The organism is Pseudomonas sp. GW821-FHT07F01 (assembly GCF_059418825.1).
Genome location: NZ_JBWKQO010000004.1, coordinates 601,794 through 619,399, shown reverse-complemented (window position 1 = coordinate 619,399; position 17,606 = coordinate 601,794). Strand labels below are relative to the sequence as shown.

General features: G+C 63.0%; 20 protein-coding genes and 1 pseudogene. 13 read left to right on the top strand and 8 right to left on the bottom strand.

The features are described from left to right. Positions 1-137: 137 nt before the first annotated feature. On the top strand, positions 138-449 hold the full coding sequence (locus tag AC07R1_RS17320) for an Mpo1-like protein (protein WP_011059925.1): 312 nt from the start codon (positions 138-140) through the stop codon (positions 447-449). A gap of 74 nt (positions 450-523) precedes the next feature. Beyond that, positions 524-1,114: an HD domain-containing protein gene (locus AC07R1_RS17315; RefSeq protein ID WP_015634600.1), complete on the top strand. Its 591-nt coding sequence runs from the start codon at positions 524-526 to the stop codon at positions 1,112-1,114. A 22-nt stretch (positions 1,115-1,136) separates the two neighbouring features. Here AC07R1_RS17315 and AC07R1_RS17310 read toward each other — a convergent pair whose 3' ends face one another. Beyond that, positions 1,137-1,958 carry a UDP-2,3-diacylglucosamine diphosphatase gene (locus AC07R1_RS17310; RefSeq protein WP_495110781.1) on the bottom strand — a complete coding sequence of 274 codons (822 nt, stop codon included), beginning with the start codon at positions 1,956-1,958 and terminating at the stop codon, positions 1,137-1,139. A 132-nt stretch (positions 1,959-2,090) separates the two neighbouring features. Between AC07R1_RS17310 and AC07R1_RS17305 the strand changes: the two genes are divergently transcribed. Beyond that, a complete protein-coding gene (locus AC07R1_RS17305; RefSeq protein ID WP_015634598.1) occupies positions 2,091-2,906 on the top strand; it encodes a helix-turn-helix transcriptional regulator in 816 nt (271 codons plus the stop codon). 51 nt (positions 2,907-2,957) lie between these two features. Next, on the top strand, positions 2,958-3,851 hold the full coding sequence (locus AC07R1_RS17300) for a DMT family transporter (protein ID WP_011059921.1): 894 nt from the start codon (positions 2,958-2,960) through the stop codon (positions 3,849-3,851). Here the strand turns inward: AC07R1_RS17300 and AC07R1_RS17295 are convergent. Next, positions 3,845-4,132 carry an Rdx family protein gene (locus tag AC07R1_RS17295; protein WP_011059920.1) on the bottom strand — a complete coding sequence of 96 codons (288 nt, stop codon included), beginning with the start codon at positions 4,130-4,132 and terminating at the stop codon, positions 3,845-3,847. The genes AC07R1_RS17300 and AC07R1_RS17295 overlap by 7 nt on opposite strands. 71 nt (positions 4,133-4,203) lie before the next feature. Here AC07R1_RS17295 and AC07R1_RS17290 point away from each other — a divergent pair, with 71 nt between their 5' ends. Further along, positions 4,204-6,393, top strand: a complete 2,190-nt coding sequence (locus tag AC07R1_RS17290; protein WP_495110780.1) for a patatin-like phospholipase family protein — start codon at positions 4,204-4,206, stop codon at positions 6,391-6,393. A gap of 96 nt (positions 6,394-6,489) precedes the next feature. Here the strand turns inward: AC07R1_RS17290 and AC07R1_RS17285 are convergent, their stop codons facing one another. Both AC07R1_RS17285 and recQ read right to left on the bottom strand, forming a co-directional pair. After that, positions 6,490-6,924 carry a MarR family transcriptional regulator gene (locus tag AC07R1_RS17285; RefSeq protein WP_011059918.1) on the bottom strand — a complete coding sequence of 145 codons (435 nt, stop codon included), beginning with the start codon at positions 6,922-6,924 and terminating at the stop codon, positions 6,490-6,492. Positions 6,925-7,043: 119 nt separating this feature from the next. Further along, a complete protein-coding gene (recQ, locus tag AC07R1_RS17280) occupies positions 7,044-9,170 on the bottom strand; it encodes a DNA helicase RecQ (RefSeq protein ID WP_011059917.1) in 2,127 nt (708 codons plus the stop codon). A 274-nt stretch (positions 9,171-9,444) separates the two neighbouring features. On the opposite strand from recQ, the gene AC07R1_RS17275 reads away from it, so the two are divergent. After that, complete coding sequence (locus AC07R1_RS17275; RefSeq protein ID WP_011059916.1) at positions 9,445-10,032, top strand: UPF0149 family protein; 588 nt, start codon at positions 9,445-9,447, stop codon at positions 10,030-10,032. 10 nt (positions 10,033-10,042) lie between these two features. Continuing rightward, a complete protein-coding gene (locus tag AC07R1_RS17270; protein WP_011059915.1) occupies positions 10,043-10,438 on the top strand; it encodes a YbaN family protein in 396 nt (131 codons plus the stop codon). An 80-nt stretch (positions 10,439-10,518) separates the two neighbouring features. Here AC07R1_RS17270 and AC07R1_RS17265 read toward each other — a convergent pair whose 3' ends face one another. Both AC07R1_RS17265 and AC07R1_RS17260 read right to left on the bottom strand, forming a co-directional pair. Then, positions 10,519-11,115, bottom strand: coding sequence for a tRNA-uridine aminocarboxypropyltransferase (locus AC07R1_RS17265; protein WP_015634594.1), 597 nt, complete (start codon positions 11,113-11,115; stop codon positions 10,519-10,521). 9 nt (positions 11,116-11,124) lie between these two features. Next, positions 11,125-12,018 carry a LysR family transcriptional regulator gene (locus AC07R1_RS17260; protein WP_011059913.1) on the bottom strand — a complete coding sequence of 298 codons (894 nt, stop codon included), beginning with the start codon at positions 12,016-12,018 and terminating at the stop codon, positions 11,125-11,127. A gap of 359 nt (positions 12,019-12,377) precedes the next feature. On the opposite strand from AC07R1_RS17260, the gene speB reads away from it, so the two are divergent. From speB to AC07R1_RS17230, 6 genes and pseudogenes are all read left to right on the top strand, one after another. Continuing rightward, a complete protein-coding gene (gene speB / locus AC07R1_RS17255) occupies positions 12,378-13,328 on the top strand; it encodes an agmatinase (protein ID WP_011059912.1) in 951 nt (316 codons plus the stop codon). A 165-nt stretch (positions 13,329-13,493) separates the two neighbouring features. Next, a pseudogene (locus AC07R1_RS17250) lies at positions 13,494-13,685 on the top strand (DUF4440 domain-containing protein); the annotation flags it as partial. A gap of 21 nt (positions 13,686-13,706) precedes the next feature. Continuing rightward, positions 13,707-13,922 carry a hypothetical protein gene (locus AC07R1_RS17245; protein WP_019093738.1) on the top strand — a complete coding sequence of 72 codons (216 nt, stop codon included), beginning with the start codon at positions 13,707-13,709 and terminating at the stop codon, positions 13,920-13,922. 132 nt (positions 13,923-14,054) lie between these two features. Then, positions 14,055-15,434, top strand: coding sequence for a sodium:solute symporter family protein (locus tag AC07R1_RS17240; RefSeq protein ID WP_011059911.1), 1,380 nt, complete (start codon positions 14,055-14,057; stop codon positions 15,432-15,434). 288 nt (positions 15,435-15,722) lie between these two features. Continuing rightward, positions 15,723-15,980, top strand: a complete 258-nt coding sequence (locus AC07R1_RS17235) for an acyl carrier protein (protein WP_019093736.1) — start codon at positions 15,723-15,725, stop codon at positions 15,978-15,980. A 100-nt stretch (positions 15,981-16,080) separates the two neighbouring features. Next, positions 16,081-16,269, top strand: a complete 189-nt coding sequence (locus tag AC07R1_RS17230; RefSeq protein WP_495110779.1) for a hypothetical protein — start codon at positions 16,081-16,083, stop codon at positions 16,267-16,269. An 88-nt stretch (positions 16,270-16,357) separates the two neighbouring features. On the opposite strand, the gene AC07R1_RS17225 is transcribed toward AC07R1_RS17230, so the two are convergent. Then, complete coding sequence (locus AC07R1_RS17225; RefSeq protein ID WP_011059908.1) at positions 16,358-16,486, bottom strand: PA1414 family protein; 129 nt, start codon at positions 16,484-16,486, stop codon at positions 16,358-16,360. Positions 16,487-16,619: 133 nt separating this feature from the next. Continuing rightward, positions 16,620-17,513, bottom strand: a complete 894-nt coding sequence (gene ptrR / locus AC07R1_RS17220) for a putrescine utilization regulator PtrR (RefSeq protein ID WP_495110778.1) — start codon at positions 17,511-17,513, stop codon at positions 16,620-16,622. Between the last annotated feature and the right edge of the window lie 93 nt (positions 17,514-17,606).

Sequence of the window (17,606 nt, the reverse complement as noted above, 5' to 3'; positions counted from 1 at the left end):
CGCATGCTACGGCCAATTTCCCAAGGATACTAAAGTGGCGCCTATTGTCACTGGCCTGCGCCGCCAAGGACTCTAGACTCAAATAAGCTCCCCGCCGAACATCCGCCGACAGAACAACAGACACAGAGATCGCGGCCATGGAAAACATCCGACAGTTCAACAGCTTCGCCGAGTTCTACCCCTACTACCTGAGCGAGCACAGCGACAGCACCTGCCGACGCCTGCACTTCATCGGCACCAGCCTGGTGATCTTCATCCTCGCCCTGGCCATCGGCAAAGGCGCCTGGTGGCTGCTGCTGGTGTTGCCGATAGCCGGCTATGGCTTCGCCTGGGTCGGGCATTTCTTCTTCGAGAAAAACCGCCCGGCCACCTTCCAGCATCCGCTGTACAGCCTGCTGGGGGACTTCGTCATGTACCGCGACATGATCCTCGGCAAGGTGCCCTTCTAGACCCCAGGGCCGCCAGCGGCTCCCCACAGGGCCAGGCCTTGCAGACCCGCCCCATGACAACAAGAGGATGGCCGATGAACACCCATGCGCGCTTTACCCATATGCAGGACGGCACCCAGGAGGACTGGGCGATCATCGCCGCGGATTTCAGTGCCTACGCCAAGCAGTTGCCGACACGCATCCTGGCCCACCTGCAATTGCTGGAAGGCGACTTCGGCGGCTTCCCGGTGGACCGCCTGACCCATTCGCTGCAGACCGCCAGCCGCGCCTGGCATGACGGGCGCGACGAGGAATACGTGGTCTGCGCCCTGCTCCACGACATTGGCGATACCCTGGGTTCCTATAACCATCCGGATATCGCCGCCGCCATTCTCAAGCCCTTTGTCAGCCCGGAAAACCTGTGGATGGTGGAGAAGCACGGGATCTTCCAGGGTTACTACTTCTTCCATCACCTGGGCATGGATCGCCACCTGCGCGAGCAGTTCAGTGACCACCCGCTGTACCAGTACACCGCCGAGTTCTGCGCCAAGTACGACGCCGCCGCCTTCGATCCGGCCTACGAGAGCCTGCCCCTGAGCTTCTTCGAGCCCATGCTGCAACGGCTGTTCGCCCAGCCCCGGCAGTCGCTGTACAAGGCGGCCATGGAGCAGGCCAGCCCGGCCTGAAAAACCGTGTTCGGCCCAGGGCTCAGGCCGGCTCCGCGACTTTCATCCGCTCAGCCTTGAGCAGGGCCTCACGGGCCTGGGCCTCGGCCAGGCGATAGAGTTCGATGCTGCCGTCCCAGTGCTCGATCAGGGCCGTGCAGGACTCCACCCAGTCACCGCAATTGAGGTAATCCACCTCGCCCACCTTGCGGATCTCGGCATGGTGAATATGGCCACAGACCACCCCGTGCAACTCGCGCTTGACGCATTCGTGGGCAATGGCTTCCTCGAAATCGCTGATGAAGCTCACCGCCGTCTTGACCTTGTGCTTGAGGTAGGCCGACAGCGACCAGTACCCATAGCCATAACGCGCCCGCCAGTGGTTGAGCCAGCGGTTGAGGGTCAGAGTGAATTCGTAGGCCGAGTCGCCGAGAAAGGCCAGCCAGCGGTGATAGCGGGTAATCACATCGAACTGATCGCCGTGGATCACCAGCAGATGACGCCCGTCCGCAGTGACATGTACCGCCTCGTCCACCAGTTGGATATTGCCGAGAATCAGCCTGGAGTAGCGCCGCAGGAATTCGTCGTGGTTGCCGGTGACGTAGATCACCTCGGTACCACGCTTGCTCATGGTCAGCAGGCGCCGGATCACGTTGGTATGGGCCTGGGGCCAGTACATGCCGCCGCGCAGCTTCCAACCATCGATGATGTCGCCCACCAGATAGATGCGATCGGCGTGATAGGCCTTGAGAAAGCGTGCCAGGTGTTCGGCCTGGCAATCCCGGGTACCCAGGTGCACATCTGAAATCCACAGGGTCCGCACCCGTTGCTTGCAGCTGGGCTTGGCGAGTTCGGCATGGGTCATGGACGCTCTCCTGGATTTTTTGCGAGCTTGCGCCCCAGCGATTAATAGCCCATGACACAAATGCGGCAGTGCGATGACAGCGCGAAACGCCCGACCGCCGGTGTAGACTGGCCGCCTGCCAAGGAGACCGTGATGGGATCTATCCTCACCCTGCGCCACTACACCCATGACCTGATCGCCCACAGCCATGAACATGCGCAACTGGTGTTCGGCCTGCGTGGCCAGCTCGATTTCGAAGTCGAAGGCCAGGGCAGCCAGGTGCAGCAGCAGAGCTTCGTGGTGGTGCCGGCCGGCGCCCGGCATGTCTGCGGCAGCCCCAGCGGCAGCCATTGCCTGGTGCTGGACATACCCGGCGAACACTGGGTTCAGCAATCGTTGGGGGAACATGCAGAGGCAAGTCGGCGTTTGCTCGATGCGCCCCGACACCAGGTCCTGGGGCCGAGCCAGAGCCGCCTGGTCAACTGGCTGGCGGACAGCCCGGTGGACGACCCCTTGATTGCCCAGCAAGGCGCGGTCTTGCTGCTGGCCAGCCTCAATCATCGCGCCGACAGCCAGCCCCGCGAGCGCCGCCTGCCCTATGCCGCCCTGAATGCCCATATCGATCATCACGCCGCCCACCCCTTGCAGGTGGCCGACCTGGCCCGTATCGCCGGGCTGTCCGCTGCCCGCCTGCATGCACGGTTCATCGCCGAGTGCGGGGCCAGCCCCATGGAATACGTGCGACGCCGGCGCTTGCACATGGCCCTGGAACTGTTGCGCGGATCGACCTTGCCCATGGGCGAAATCGCCAGCCGCGTGGGTTACAGCTCCCAGAGTGCCTTTGCCGCGGCGATACTGCGGCAGTACGGCCACTCGCCGCGCCAACTGCGCCAAGGGGCAGACGCTAGTCCCTCGACAAAAAACGCCAGGATCGCGACAGACCAACAGGCCGCCCCACCCGTAGACTGAGCCCATTGCCGCCTAAGGCCATTACTGCCCGTCTTGTGGTTAAGGATAAAAATGACTCCGCGTACCGCCCTTGGCGCCTTGCATATCGGTGCCCTGATGTTCGGCCTGACCGGTGTATTCGGTAAGCTCGCCGCCGCTTCGCCCGCGGTCATCGTCTTCGGCCGTGCAGCCTTTGCCGTGCTCGCCCTGGGTGTCTTCGCCCGCCTGGCGAGCAACACCCCCTGGCAGAAACTTGCCGCCACCGATTGGCGGCGCCTGCTGCTCAGCGGCCTGCTGCTGGCCGGGCACTGGGTGAGTTTCTTCGTGGCGGTGAAGGTCGCGGGGGTGGCTATCGCGACCCTGGGCTTTGCCAGTTTCCCGGCGTTCACGGTGATTCTCGAAGGCCTGATCTTCCGCGAGCGGATCCGCTTCAACGAAATGCTGTTGGTGCTGCTGGTCAGCATCGGCCTGGTGCTGGTGACCCCGGACTTCGACCTGGCCAGCCAGGCCACCACCGGCCTGCTCTGGGCCGTGGGCTCGGGCCTGCTGTTTTCGCTGCTGTCACTGAACAACCGTGCCAGCTCCGGGCGGATCCCCGCGGTGCAGGCAGCGCTCTGTCAAAACGTGGTGGTCGCCCTGTGCCTGTTGCCGGTGGCGGCTCCCGAGCTTGGTCAGGTGCGGGCCATGGACTGGCTGTGGATCAGCCTGCTGGGAATTTTCTGCACCGGTCTGGCCCACAGCCTGTTTGTCGCCAGCCTGGCAGTGATCAAGGCGCGCACCGCAGCGGTGGTGTTTGCCCTGGAACCGGTCTACGGAATTACCGTGGCCTGGTTGCTGTTCGGCGAAAACCCGACCCTGCGCATGTTGTTCGGTGGGGCCTTGATCATCGTTGCCATCGTGGTTTCAAGCCGCCTGTCGGCGGGTTCGGGCAGCAAGGCAGCCACGGCTGAAGCCGGCTCTCACTGAGTACGGTCGTTGTGGCCCAGGTCGCGCTCGGGGTCTATCTGGTCGCGAACCCGCTGCTTCAGCACCTTGGCCTCGGGAAAGCCACCATCGGCCTTGCGCTCCCAGATCTGCACGCCATCGCAGGTGATGCGAAAAGCCCCGCCGGTTGCCGGCTCCAGGGACACCTTGCCCAGGTCGTCGCTGAAGGTGCTCAACAGCTCCTGGGCCAGCCACGCCGCCCGCAGTAGCCACTGGCATTGGGTGCAATAGGTGATGATCACTTCGGGTTTACGTTCAGTCATGGTACGGCCGACTCCTGGATTCAAGGGCGTCGTTATAATAGCCGGCTTTATCGCCCGCCCCGAGAACCGTAATGCGCCGCCTGCTGTCCTGCCTGTTCCTCTGCCTGCTGCCCTTGCTCGCTCAATCTGCCGAAGCGCCACTACCGAAAATCGGCCTGGTGCTGTCTGGGGGCGCCGCCCGCGGCCTGGCCCACATCGGGGTGCTCAAGGCCCTGGAGGAACAGGGCATCCGCATCGACGCCATCGCCGGCACCAGCATGGGCGCGGTGATCGGCGGGCTGTATGCCTCGGGCTACAAGATCGACGAGCTGGAAAAGCTTGCGCTGAACATCGACTGGCGACAGGCCTTGTCCGATGCCCCGCCCCGGGAAGACGTGCCGTTCCGGCGCAAGCAAGACGACCGGGATTTTCTGGTCAAGCAGAAGCTCAGCTTCCGCGACGATGGCAGCCTGGGCCTGCCGCTGGGGGTGATCCAGGGACAGAACCTGGCACTGCTGCTGGAAAGCAAGCTGGCCCACGCCAGCGATACCCGTGACTTCGACAAGCTGCCGATCCCCTTCCGGGCCGTGGCCACCGATATCGCCAGCGGCGAGAAAGTGGTGTTTCGCAAGGGCCACCTGCCCCAGGTGATCCGCGCCAGCATGTCGATCCCGGCGGTCTTCGCACCGGTGGAACTGGATGGCCGTCTGCTGGTGGACGGCGGCATGACCGATAACATTCCCCTGGACGTGGCGCGGGACATGGGAGTCGACATCGCCATCGTGGTGGACATCGGCACACCGCTGCGTTCGCGCAAGCAACTCAATACCGTGGTCGACGTGCTCAACCAGTCCATCACCCTGATGACCCGGCGCAACTCGGAGGTGCAACTTGCGGCACTGCACAAGGACGACGTGCTGATCCAGCCAGCGCTGTCGAGCTTTGGCGTTACCGACTTTGGCCGGGCCCAGGAAATGATCGACGCCGGCTACCGCGCCACCCGCATCCTCGACGCGCGCCTGGCCCGTCTGCGTCCGGCCCATGCGCTGGATGCCGAACTGACCGCTGCGCGCCAGCCCAGCCAGCGCACGCCGATCATCAGCGCGATCAAGGTGGAAAACGACTCCAAGGTCAGCGACGAAGTGATCCGCTACTACATCCGCCAGCGCATCGGCGAGCCGCTGGACCTGGGCCGCCTGGAAACCGACATGGGCACCCTGTACGGCCTGGATTTCTTCGAACAGGTGCAGTATCGCGTAGCCCACAAGGGGCAGGACAACACCCTGGTGATCAGCGCCCGGGGCAAGCGCAGTGGTACCGACTACCTGCGCCTGGGGCTGAACCTGTCCGATGACATGCGTGGCGACAGCGCGTTCAATATCGGCGCCAGCTACCGCATGAACGGCATCAACAGCCTGGGTGCAGAATGGCTGACCCGGGTGCAGATCGGTGATCAGCAGGAACTCTACAGCGAGTTCTACCAGCCACTGGATGCCGGTTCACGCTACTTCATTGCGCCCTTCATCGCCGCCGAAGCGCAGAACGTCGAGGCGGTGCTGGACAACGACCCGATCGCCGAATATCGCGTGGAACGCTACGGTTTCGGGCTCAACCTAGGGCGCCAGATCGGCAACAGCGGCGAAGTGCGTTTCGGCGTCGGCGAGGCCTGGGGCAAGGCCGATGTGCGCATCGGCGACCATAACCTGCCCAGCGAAAACTTCAACGAAGGCTACTACCAGTTGCAGTACTCCTTCGACTCGCTGGACAACGTCTACTTTCCTCACTCCGGCGAAGACATCAAGCTGAGCCTGCGCCAGTTCGAACCGAGCCTGGGTTCGGACAATCGCTACCGGCAGTGGGAGTTCAAGCTGGACAAGGCGCTGAGCAGCGGCCCCAATACCTTTGTCCTGGGCGGTCGCTATGGCCGGACCCTGGACAACGCCGACGTGGTGACGTCCAGCTTCCTGCTCGGTGGAGCTCGACAACTGTCCGGTTTCCGTCAGGACGCCCTCTCCGGGCAGAACATCAGCCTGGCTCGCGCCGTGTACTTCCGTCGCCTGACACCGCGCTCCTATCTGCCCCTGGACTTTCCACTGTACCTGGGAGGCTCGCTGGAGCGGGGCCGGGTGTGGAACAACGACAATGCCTTCGACAGCGGCTACATCAACGCGGCAAGCATCTTTCTCGGCTTCGACACGCCGCTGGGGCCGCTGAACTTCAGCTACGGCTTCAACGACGACAACCAGAAAGCCCTGTCACTGAATCTGGGCCAGACCTTTTGACAGGCACGCAAAAAACGCCCCTGGGCGCAGCAGGCTTGAATTCAGAATGGCAGAGGAACAAGACAAACCGGGGTCAGGCAACCCCGGTTGAAGGCGTCAGGATTTTTCCAGATTGGCCAGGATGCGCTCATGAACGCGAATGCAGACCCGCAGGTCTTCTTCGTCAACGCCAACGAACAGCTCATGACGCAGGGCGGTGGCGATGGTTTCGATCTGTTCGATCAAGGGCCGGGCGGACGGACAGAGAACGATTTTCTTCGCCCGGCGATCTTCCACCACCGACTGGCGCTGAACCAGGCCCTGGGTTTCCAGGCTGTCCAGCAGCCGGGCCAGGGTCGGCCCTTCTACGCCGACGCTTTGCGCCAGCTCGCGCTGAGTGGGCGCCTCTTCGAAGCGGGCCAAATGCAACAGCACCAGCCAGCGGGCCTGGGACAGGCCGAGCCCCGCCAGGCGGCGGTCCAGTTCGGCACGCCAGCCGCGAGACATATGCGCCAGCTGCATACCAAAACGGTGTTCATCGGTTAACGGCATAAAACACTCATGATCAGACTGAAAATAAAGAAAAACTAATTATTAGTCAGCTAAGCATGCCCCTTGCCCGGAGGCAAGGCCTGTAAGGGACTGAATCGTTACAACATTGACGCACCCCTTCACATTTCAAACTCCGACTCCAAGGCCGCACGTACGCAATACAGCACCCCTTCCGGCACCCTTCCGGCAAACACCGGGATAACCTCGGCTACTGGCGGCAACTCGCCCTCGCCGTCGAGGAACGCATCCTGGATCTCTCCCAGCAGGTCTTCCGGCAAGTCCAGGGCCTGCTCCAGCGACAGCTGCTGCTTGCCGATGGCTTCGGCGAGCAGGGTGTAGACGTTCTTTTCCGTGCACTGCAACTGGCCGGCGATCTGCACCGGAGTCATCCCCGCGCGAGCCAGAGTAATCAGTTCATGGCGCAGGTCGGCAACCACTTTCGGCGCCTCGACACCGCCGCCGAGGACTTCGAGGAAGGCTGCGCCATAACGCTCCAGCTTGCGCGCACCCACGCCGCTGACCTCGGCCATTTCGGCCATGGAGCCGGGCTGGCTGCGGAGCATTTCGAGCAAGGTGGAATCAGGGAAAATGACATAAGGCGGCACCCCATGTTCTTCCGCCAGCTTGCGTCGCAGGGCCCGCAGCGCCTCCCACTGCTCGCGCTCCTCGCCCCGTACCAGCTGGCTGGCCTGGCTGGTGCTGCTCTTGGGGGTGGTTTGCGGCTTGAGATCACGACGCAACTCCAGGGTCACTTCGCCCTTGAGCAGCGGGCGGCAGCTGTCGCTCAGGCGCAGGCCGCCATAACCTTCCAGATCGATGTCGGCCAGGCCGCGGGCCACCAGCTGGCGGAACAGCGAGCGCCATTCGCCTTCGCTGCGGGCCTTGCCGACACCAAATACCGACAGGTGCTGATGGCCGAAACTGCGGACCTTTTCCGTGTCCTTGCCCAGCAGCACATCCACCAGGTGACCGACACCGTAGCGCTGGCCAGTGCGATAGATCGCCGACAGCGCCTGGCGTGCCGGCTCGGTGGCGTCCCAGGTCTGTACCCCATCGACGCAGTTGTCGCAGTGACCGCAGGGTTGCGGCATGTCTTCATCGAAATAGGCCAGCAGGGTCTGGCGCCGGCAACGAGTTTCCTCGCACAGGGCCAGCATCGCATCGAGCTTGTGCTGCTCAAGACGCTTGTGGCGCTCGTCGCCCTCGGAGTTCTGCAGCATCTGCTTGAGCATCAGCACGTCCTGCAGCCCGTAAGCCATCCAGGCGTCTGCCGGCAGGCCGTCACGACCGGCGCGACCGGTCTCCTGGTAGTAGGCTTCCAGCGACTTGGGCAAGTCCATGTGGGCCACGAAGCGCACGTTGGGCTTGTCGATGCCCATGCCGAAGGCAATGGTGGCCACCATGATCAGGCCTTCTTCATTGAGGAAGCGCTTCTGGTGATAGGCCCGCAGCTCATTGGGCAACCCGGCATGGTAGGGCAGCGCGGTGAAACCCTGCTCGCAGAGAAATGCAGCCACTTCGTCGACCTTTTTGCGCGACAGGCAATAGACGATCCCGGCATCGCTGCGCCGCTCGTTGAGGAAGGCCTGCAACTGCTTGCGTGGCTGCTCCTTGGGCACGATGCGATAGAAGATGTTCGGCCGGTCGAAGCTGGAGAGAAAACGCTCGGCATCCTGCAGGTGCAGGCGATTGACGATCTCTTCCCGGGTGCGCTTGTCAGCCGTGGCAGTCAGGGCAATGCGCGGCACCTGGGGGAACATTTCCGCCAGCTGCCCCAATTGCAGGTATTCGGGGCGGAAGTCGTGGCCCCACTGGGACACACAGTGGGCTTCATCAATCGCGAACAAGGCGATTTCCAAGCTCTGCAGAAACGCCAGCATGCGCGGCTGGACCAGGCGCTCGGGGGCCAGGTAGAGCATCTTCACTTCGCCGCGCCGGATGCGCGCGGCCAGGTCACGCTGCTGCTCGGCGCTGAGGGTGGAGTTCAAGGCTGCCGCCGCGACACCGAGTTCCTCCAGGGTCGCAACCTGGTCGTCCATCAGCGCGATCAGCGGCGAAACCACTACCGCCAGCCCTTCGCGAAGTAGCGCCGGGACCTGGAAACACAGCGACTTGCCGCCGCCGGTGGGCATCAGTACCAAGGCATCGCCGCCGCTGGCCACGCGCTCAATGATCGCACCTTGGCGACCACGGAAACTGTCGTAGCCGAAGATGTCCTTGAGGACGCGTTGAGCCTGTTCGAGCATGAAAAACTCCAAAAATCGCTGAAATCCCTGGGGGCAGACTGGACGAAAAGCCGGCACGCTTCACCGACATTTGCGTTAGCGGACTTGTCCGGAACAGACGGCCAGCCTGCAGGGCATCACAAAACGCGCGAGTATACCCGACCCCTTCCCGGCAGAGGGCACCGACAATGGACCGCTGGTAACCTTTAGAACCGCTCAAATCGGCACCGCGGCTGGCTTGAGCGCGCAAGAAAGCCTAGAATTCAGCATCGTTTATTCCCCAAGGTAGCCGTCAATGTCCTTCGCTGAGCAACTAACCCGCCTGCAAGTCTTCCTCGATGCAGATGATCTGCACGACGAGGCGCTGGACTACGTGGCCGCTCACGGCTACCTGACCGCGCTGTCCATCTGCTCGGAAAGCGTTCCGGACCGTGAATGGATCGACGCCCTGTTCGCCGAAGAGCCGCACTACCGTGACGACGCCGAACGCGAAGCCATCGAGTCGACCCTGCTGGCCCTCAAGGCGCACATCGCCCGCCAACTGGCTTCCGACGAAGAATTCGAGCTGCCCTGCGAACTCGACCTGGGCGAGGACCCGGACGACTCCGACCTGCGCGGCTGGTGCATCGGCTTCATGGAAGGCGTGTTCCTGCGTGAAGCGGCCTGGTTCGAAACCGCCGAGGAAGAAGTCAGCGAGATGCTGCTGCCGATCATGGTGGGTTCCGGCCTGTTCGACGAACAGCCGGAGTTCTCCGACATCGCCAGCGATGCCAACCTGATGGACGACATGATCGTGCAGATCCCGGAAGCGCTGACCGCGCTGTACCTGCTGTGCAACGCCCCCGACGAAAAACCTGCACTGCTCAAGCCGCGCCACCACTGAGTCGTTGCCTATGGCCAAGCCCATAGGCCAACGCCCCCTGCTATGGCGTTACGTTCTGCTGGCCATCGGCTGGTCGAGCGTAGCGCTGGGGGTAGTGGGTATCTTCCTTCCTGTATTGCCTACCACGCCTTTCCTGCTGCTGGCAGCCGCCTGCTTTGCCCGTAGCTCGCCACGCTTCTACCAATGGCTGGTGCAACACCCGCGCCTGGGTCCGTGGATCCGCGACTATCTCGACGGCAACGGCATTCCGCTCAAGGGCAAGGTCTACGCCATCGGCCTGATGTGGTTGAGCATCGGTTTCTCCTGCTATCTGGTGCCATCGCCCTGGGCCCGGGGCTTCATGCTGACCAGCGCAGTGCTGGTGAGTCTCTATATCCTGCGGCAGAAGACCCTGCGGCGCTCCTGAAGGTTTGTGGGGTGGCCGGCAAGAGCGGGGCCACCGCGCACCATCGCCGCCTGCGGCAGCGGCTCCAGATTCGGGAGCGGTCAGGATTTGGCGTGGTTGCGCTGGTAGGTGTCTTCGCCCATCGCGGCAATCTGCCCTTCGATCAGGGCCTCGAAAGGCCGCAACAGCGGCTCGAACGAAGCAGGAGCTTCAAGTACCTGCAATGCCTGAACGATCGCTTCCACAGTGGACAAGGCTCCCGGCCCCGGGGCCTTGCGCAGGCGATAGCGAGACTCCACCCCAGTCGCCAGGGTCACCCTTGGCAGCGCCGCCAGCAACGGATTGAGGTGCAGCAACTTGCGCGCCTTGCGCCAGGTGCCGTCGGGCACCACCAGCAGCAGCGGTGCATCCGTCTCGGCATAGGCCTGCAATGGCCGGGCATCATCCGCCGGGAACAGCAGGCATGCTCGATATCCGGGCTGGTCGAGCAACGCCGGCAGCTCCTCGAACACCTCCCCCACCACCAGTTCGGCGTTGTTCAGCCCCAGCGCCGCCAGACGTGCGGTGTTCAAGGCATGATTGACCTCACTGGGATGCTGTAACAACAGCACTCGGGTACGGCTGGGTAGCTGCGGAATCAGCGGGCACAGACAATGGCCCGCAGGGCGCAGGCAACGCTCGCAGCGTGCTCGAGACATGGGACCTCCTTATGACTGGTTGAGCTGCGCCTTGAGCAGGTCGCGAAAGGTCTGGATCAGCGGCTCTCGACCGCGTCCGCGACGCATGATCATGGAGAACGGCGCCTGGTAGCCAAAGGTTGCCGGCAGCAGCACCCGCAAGTCGCCCTTGTCCGCCCAGGCCTGGGCGTAATGTTCCGGCAGGTAGCCGATGTAGGCGCCGGACAGCACCAGGATCAACTGCGCCTCCATGCTCTCCACCGTCGCCGCACTGTGCTTGAAGCCGTGCCGGGCCAGTTCGGCCTGGCTCCAGTAGCCGCGGCCGACCATGCGTTGCTGGGTGATCACCTGCTCGGGAATGCGCCGCTCGCTGTACAGCGGGTGGCGGTTGCTGCAATACAGCCAATGCTGCTCGCGGTACAGCGGCATGTACACCAGGCCGCTCATGCGCGTGGAAAAAGCACCGATGGCCAGGTCCAGGCGATTGTCCTGCACCCCCAGCTGCAACTCGTGGGGGCTCATCACCGACAGGTGCAGGTGCACCGCCGGATGCTCCTGGCTGTAGGCGCCGATGGCCTCGGCGAACGGCAGGGCCTTATCGCTCACCGTGGAGTCGATCACCCCCAGGTTCAAGGTCCCGCGAAGCTCGCCCTTGAGGGCTGCGGCGTACTGTTCGAAACCTTCCAGCTCGCCCAGCAGGCGCAGGGTTTCCTGGTGGAACAGCTCGCCCTTGCTGGTCAGGCTGAAACCGCCCCGGCCACGGTGGCAGAGTACCAGGCCCAGGGATGCCTCCAGCTGGCTCATGTAGGTGCTGATGGCCGAGGTGGAAAGATTGAGTTCGTGCTGGGCGTTGGCAAACCCCTGATGCCGCACCACGCTGACGAAGATGCGCAATAGTTTCAGATCAGGTAAAGCGTTGGCCATGACAGGCTCCGATAACAGGCAAAACGACAACGTCCCTGCGGCGAGGGTGCGGGTTCTCGCCGAGCGGCAAAGCAATCCCGATGGCCTCCATGCCCGCTTTCAATCCAACCCTGCAACCCGGATAACGGTGGCTGCACCACCGGACGGGAGCAAGCTCCCTCGCCACCAAGGGCCTGGGGAGCAGCGCGGGAGTCTAGCGCGCCATCGGCCATTAGTTTAGAAAAATCTGAACTAAGTATTTGTTCGTAGCGATTCTTTCCCCGCACTACATTTCGCAGAATCGGCCCTACTCGGTTGCTCGGGCAGGATTCGCTGCGCCGTCGACCCCATAAATATAAAACAACGATGAGGCCTATCCCGTGGACAAGATTCTCCACCAACCACTGGGCGGCAACGAAATGCCGCGCTTCGGCGGCATCGCCACCATGATGCGTCTTCCCCATCTGCAATCCGCTGCCGGCCTGGATGCTGCGTTCGTCGGCGTGCCCCTGGACATCGGCACCTCGCTGCGTGCCGGCACCCGTTTCGGCCCGCGGGAAATCCGTGCCGAATCAGTCATGATCCGCCCTTACAACATGGCCACCGGTGCTGCCCCGTTCGACTCGCTGTCGGTGGCCGACATCGGCGACGTAGCGATCAACACCTTCAACCTGCTGGACGCGGTGCGCATCATCGAAGAAGCCTATGACGGCATCCTCGAACACAACGTGATTCCCCTGACCCTGGGCGGCGACCACACCATCACCCTGCCGATCCTGCGGGCCATCCACAAGAAACACGGCAAGGTCGGGCTGGTGCACATCGATGCCCACGCCGATGTCAACGACCACATGTTCGGTGAGAAGATCGCCCACGGCACCACCTTCCGCCGCGCCGTGGAAGAAGGCCTGCTGGACTGCGACCGCGTGGTGCAGATCGGCCTGCGCGCCCAGGGCTACACCGCCGAAGACTTCAACTGGAGCCGCAAGCAGGGCTTTCGCGTGGTCCAGGCCGAAGAATGCTGGCACAAATCCCTGGAGCCCTTGATGGCCGAAGTCCGCGAGAAAGTCGGCAACGGCCCGGTGTACCTGAGCTTCGACATCGACGGCATCGACCCGGCCTGGGCCCCAGGCACCGGTACCCCGGAAATCGGTGGCCTGACCACCATCCAGGCCATCGAGATTGTCCGTGGCTGCCAGGGCCTGGACCTGGTGGGCTGCGACCTGGTGGAGGTTTCGCCGCCTTATGACACCACCGGCAATACCTCGCTGCTGGGCGCCAACCTGCTGTACGAAATGCTCTGCGTACTGCCTGGCGTCGCCCATCGCTGAGACTCAGCACATGCTGCGCGCCGCCAGACCGTTTGCGGCGCAAAGCGGTACTACCCGCTTCATCTTTACCCCGTCCTCGGCTGCTGTTGCGCAATGCCTGCCAGGCATTAGCCGGGCCGATGAGGGGCCAAGGATGGTTCCGAGGTGCGGTGACGCATCCCGGACAACGCCGTCGTCCGCCCACAAGGGGACGGCGCCGGATTGACTCATGACGTAGCCACGAAGCTGCGCATGCAAGGGGAGCAAGACTTCAGCCAGGAACGCGAAACCATTGGGTCTCGCACAAAACAACAAGGCCTCTGGCTGGCCTGTCACAACCATTTGTCCGCTGTGCCGGAAGGGCTGCCACCCCCTTAGCCAATGTGATCGGAGCAGATCATGAATAACAACAAAGAAAAAAACCCTAGCAACATCGCAACCAACAGGATCGGACAGATCCTCGAGCACCAGCGCGACACCAGGCCTTGCGACCTGTTTCGCCTGCCCCCCGGCCTGGCCAGCACCGCCATCGCCACTCTCGAAACTGCGCACTCCAGCATGGCCAGCCGCTGTACCAGCGGGCTGCTGGCAAGTCGCGCGCTACTGCCCGGATAACCTCCTGGAGCGGCCGGCCTCGCGATAGAGCCCCTGGGTCTTGCACAAGACTTGACCCCGCCTTCGCTGAGCAGCCAGCACCTGCATGAACCGTTTGTTTCACATAAAAAAGATAATCGGAGACACGCCACCATGGCTTTAGATCTATTTGTCGTACTCATCTATGCCGCCGGCATGCTCGTACTCGGCTACTACGGCATGCGCAAGGCCAAGACCCACGAGGACTACCTGGTGGCCGGCCGCAACCTGGGGCCGACCCTGTACATGGGCACCATGGCCGCCACGGTCCTGGGCGGTGCCTCCACTGTCGGCACCGTGCGCCTGGGCTATGTCCACGGCATTTCCGGTTTCTGGCTGTGCGCCGCCCTGGGGGCGGGGATCATTGCCCTGAACCTGCTGCTGGCCAAGCCGCTGCTCAAGCTGCGCATCTTCACCGTCACCCAGGTGCTGGAGAAGCGTTACAACCCCATGGCCCGCCAGGCCAGCGCAGTGATCATGCTGGCCTACGCGCTGATGATCGGGGTGACTTCGATCCTCGCCATCGGCACCGTTCTGCAAGTGCTGTTCGGCCTGCCGTTCTGGGTTTCGGTTTTGCTGGGCGGCGGCGTGGTGGTGGTGTACTCGGCGATCGGCGGCATGTGGTCGCTGACTCTGACCGACATCGTCCAGTTCGTGATCAAGACCGTGGGCCTGATGTTCATCCTGTTGCCGATCTGCCTGTACCGCGTAGGCGGTTGGGATGAGTTGGTGGCCAAGCTGCCAGCGTCCAGTTTCAGCTTCACCGCCATCGGCTGGGACACCATCATCACCTACTTCATGATCTACTTCTTCGGCATCCTGATTGGCCAGGACATCTGGCAACGGGTGTTCACCGCCAAGACCGAGAAAGTCGCGCAATACGCCGGCACCCTGGCGGGCTTCTACTGCATCCTCTACGGCCTGGCCTGCGCCCTGATCGGCATGGCCGCCCATGTTCTGCTGCCGGACCTGGACAACGTCAACAACGCCTTTGCCGCCATCGTCAAAGCCTCGCTGCCGGACGGTATCCGTGGCCTGGTGATCGCTGCGGCGCTGGCCGCCATGATGTCCACTGCCAGCGCCGGCCTGCTGGCCGCCTCCACCACCCTGACCGAAGACCTGCTGCCAAGGCTGCGCGGCGGCAAGCAATCGAGCCTGGGGATCAACCGCCTGTTCACCTTCCTCACCGGCATCGTGGTGCTGGGCATTGCCCTGGTGGTCAACGACGTGATCAGCGCCCTGACCCTGGCCTACAACCTGTTGGTGGGCGGCATGCTGATCCCGCTGATCGGCGCCATTTTCTGGAAACGCGCCACCACTGCCGGCGCTATCGCCAGCATGGGCCTGGGCTTCGTCACGGCTCTGGCCTTCATGTTCAAGGACGGCCTGGATGCCAACACACCGATCTACTACAGCCTGGCCGTGGGCCTGGTGAGTTTCGTGGTGGTGAGCCTGGCTTCCCGGCGCCCTGCGCCCCTGGCCAACGCAATCTGACGTGAAGCCGGAGGTCTGAAGCTTTTCTTCGACGGGTGCGGCGTCGGTGGCCGCACCCGTTTTTTTTCGCCTGGCAAAAGGGCAAAGCCCTCAGCCATTTTCGTCAGGACCATGAATGGACGAATGGTTACCCCGCCGGAAAAAAACCTGTGCTGTACTCAGATCCAGCGACGACTGTTCCCGCAGGAAAACAGTACAAGGATCGCTGGCCGCCTCAGTGCACGCTATCGCTTCACCCTTGGATGGGGTCATAAAACAATAAGAGCCTCTCCCTGCCCCGAGGTGTTTATGGACCGTTTCTCCATCCAGCAAAGCATCCGTCATGCCATCGATGCACAAATGGCCCAGAAGTGGCCAACCCCGCCCTGCCAGGCCCGCGAACACGACACCTACTCCCTGGACCTCAAGGCCCTGCTGCACAGCCTGGAGCGAGAGTTCAACATTCGCCTGGATCCCGACCGCGACCTGTATCGAATCAGCAGCATCAGCGAGCTGAGCCTGTTCATCCTGGAAAAGACCCGCGCCGACGCTGCCCGTCCCGCCTGACCTGCTGTCGTATCGGGAGCAACGCAGATGAATCGGGCCCAAGCGCGCGCGGCGGTGCACCTGCTCATTCGCCACTGGCTGGATGAGCCTGTGGATTTCGATGACCAGAGCGGTCTCTCTGAAACTGGGGCTGGACAGGGATGATATCGAGGCGCTGCTGTGGCGCCTGGAGGACAGGTTCGACCTGGGTGTCTTGCCCCGTGAAGAGCAGCGAGCGCTAGGGCAGCTGGAAAGGGTGGATGACCTGGTGCAATGGTTATTGGAAAAGGCCCGGCAAAACCAGGATTGACCCGATTGCCCCAGGCCTGTGGCCCAGCGACTGCCGGCTAGAAGACATCCGCGAGAGCCGGAGCCTGCACTCCGCTCTCGCCTCTGCTTCAGCGACGACGTTGTTGACGGCGCCGCAGCTCTTCGTCGGTAGGAATCGGCACCGGTTGCAGCGGTGGCTCGATCAGGCCCAGTGCGACGCCAAGGTCGTGCAGCCAGCTTTGCAGTTTGTCTTTCATAGTGCCCCCTCAGGGTCGTGCCGAGCGGCGATACTGCGCCGCCTCAAGCAGATAATAGCCCTATCTTTTCCAGCGCGCTGCTGCGCAATGGCAATGAACTGTTACTGGATTAAAGCCAATGGCCATCGGGTGCTCAAGCATGGGCCCGCGCCTGCTGCGCAAGCTGCACGCCAGCGCCCTGTTGCAGCTCGATCCAGGCATTGAGGTTGGCCCCGACCATGCCCTTGCGCCACATCAGCCAGGTAGTGGCACGGGCAAAAGGCTCGGCCAGGGCATGCACCGCCACGCTTTCGCGCCCCGGCAGGCTGTCGAGCATCGACTGAGCCATCAGCGCCACCCCGGAACCGGCGATCACACAGGCCAGCATGCCCTGATAGGACTCGATCTCCATGGCCCGCCCCATCGCGGCGTGGTAGTGGGCAAACCAGGATTCCAGACGCATGCGATAGGAGCAGCCCTGGCGAAAGGTGAACACCGCACGGCCCTCAACGTCCCGGGCCGTACGCACCGGCGGATGCTCGGCTTCGCTGATCAGTACCAGGGTCTCGTCGCACAGGGGCACGCCATCCAGGCCTGCCAGCTCCAGCGGCCCGTCCACCAGGGCTGCATCCAGGCGCCCGGTGAGCAAGCCTTCGAGCAACTCGCCGCTGGGCCCGGACTGCACCTGCAGGTTCACCGCCGGATAAGCCCGGTGATAACGCGCCAGCAACGCAGGCAAGTGAATCGCCGCGGTGCTGTACATGGTGCCCAGGACAAACTCCCCGGCCGGCTGACCGCCCTGCACCGCGGCATGGGCCTCATCGTGCAAGGCGAACAGGCGCGCGGCGTAATCCAGCAGCACCTTGCCCGCCGGCGACAACTGCAGGCGCTGACGCTCGCGCAGGAACAGTTCGACCCCCAGTTGCTCCTCCAGTTGCTTGAGCCGGGTCGAGAGGTTCGACGGCACTCGGTGCAGGCGCTCGGCGGCGCGAGTGATGGAGCCTTCCTCGGCCACGGCCTGGAAGATGCGCAATTGGCTGAACTCCATGACTTTCTCCAAAACTGAACAAGTTACTCAATATTATTCATTTTTAAAGAAAGTCAATCAGTCCTAGCCTGACGGTCATTGTCCCCATCGATG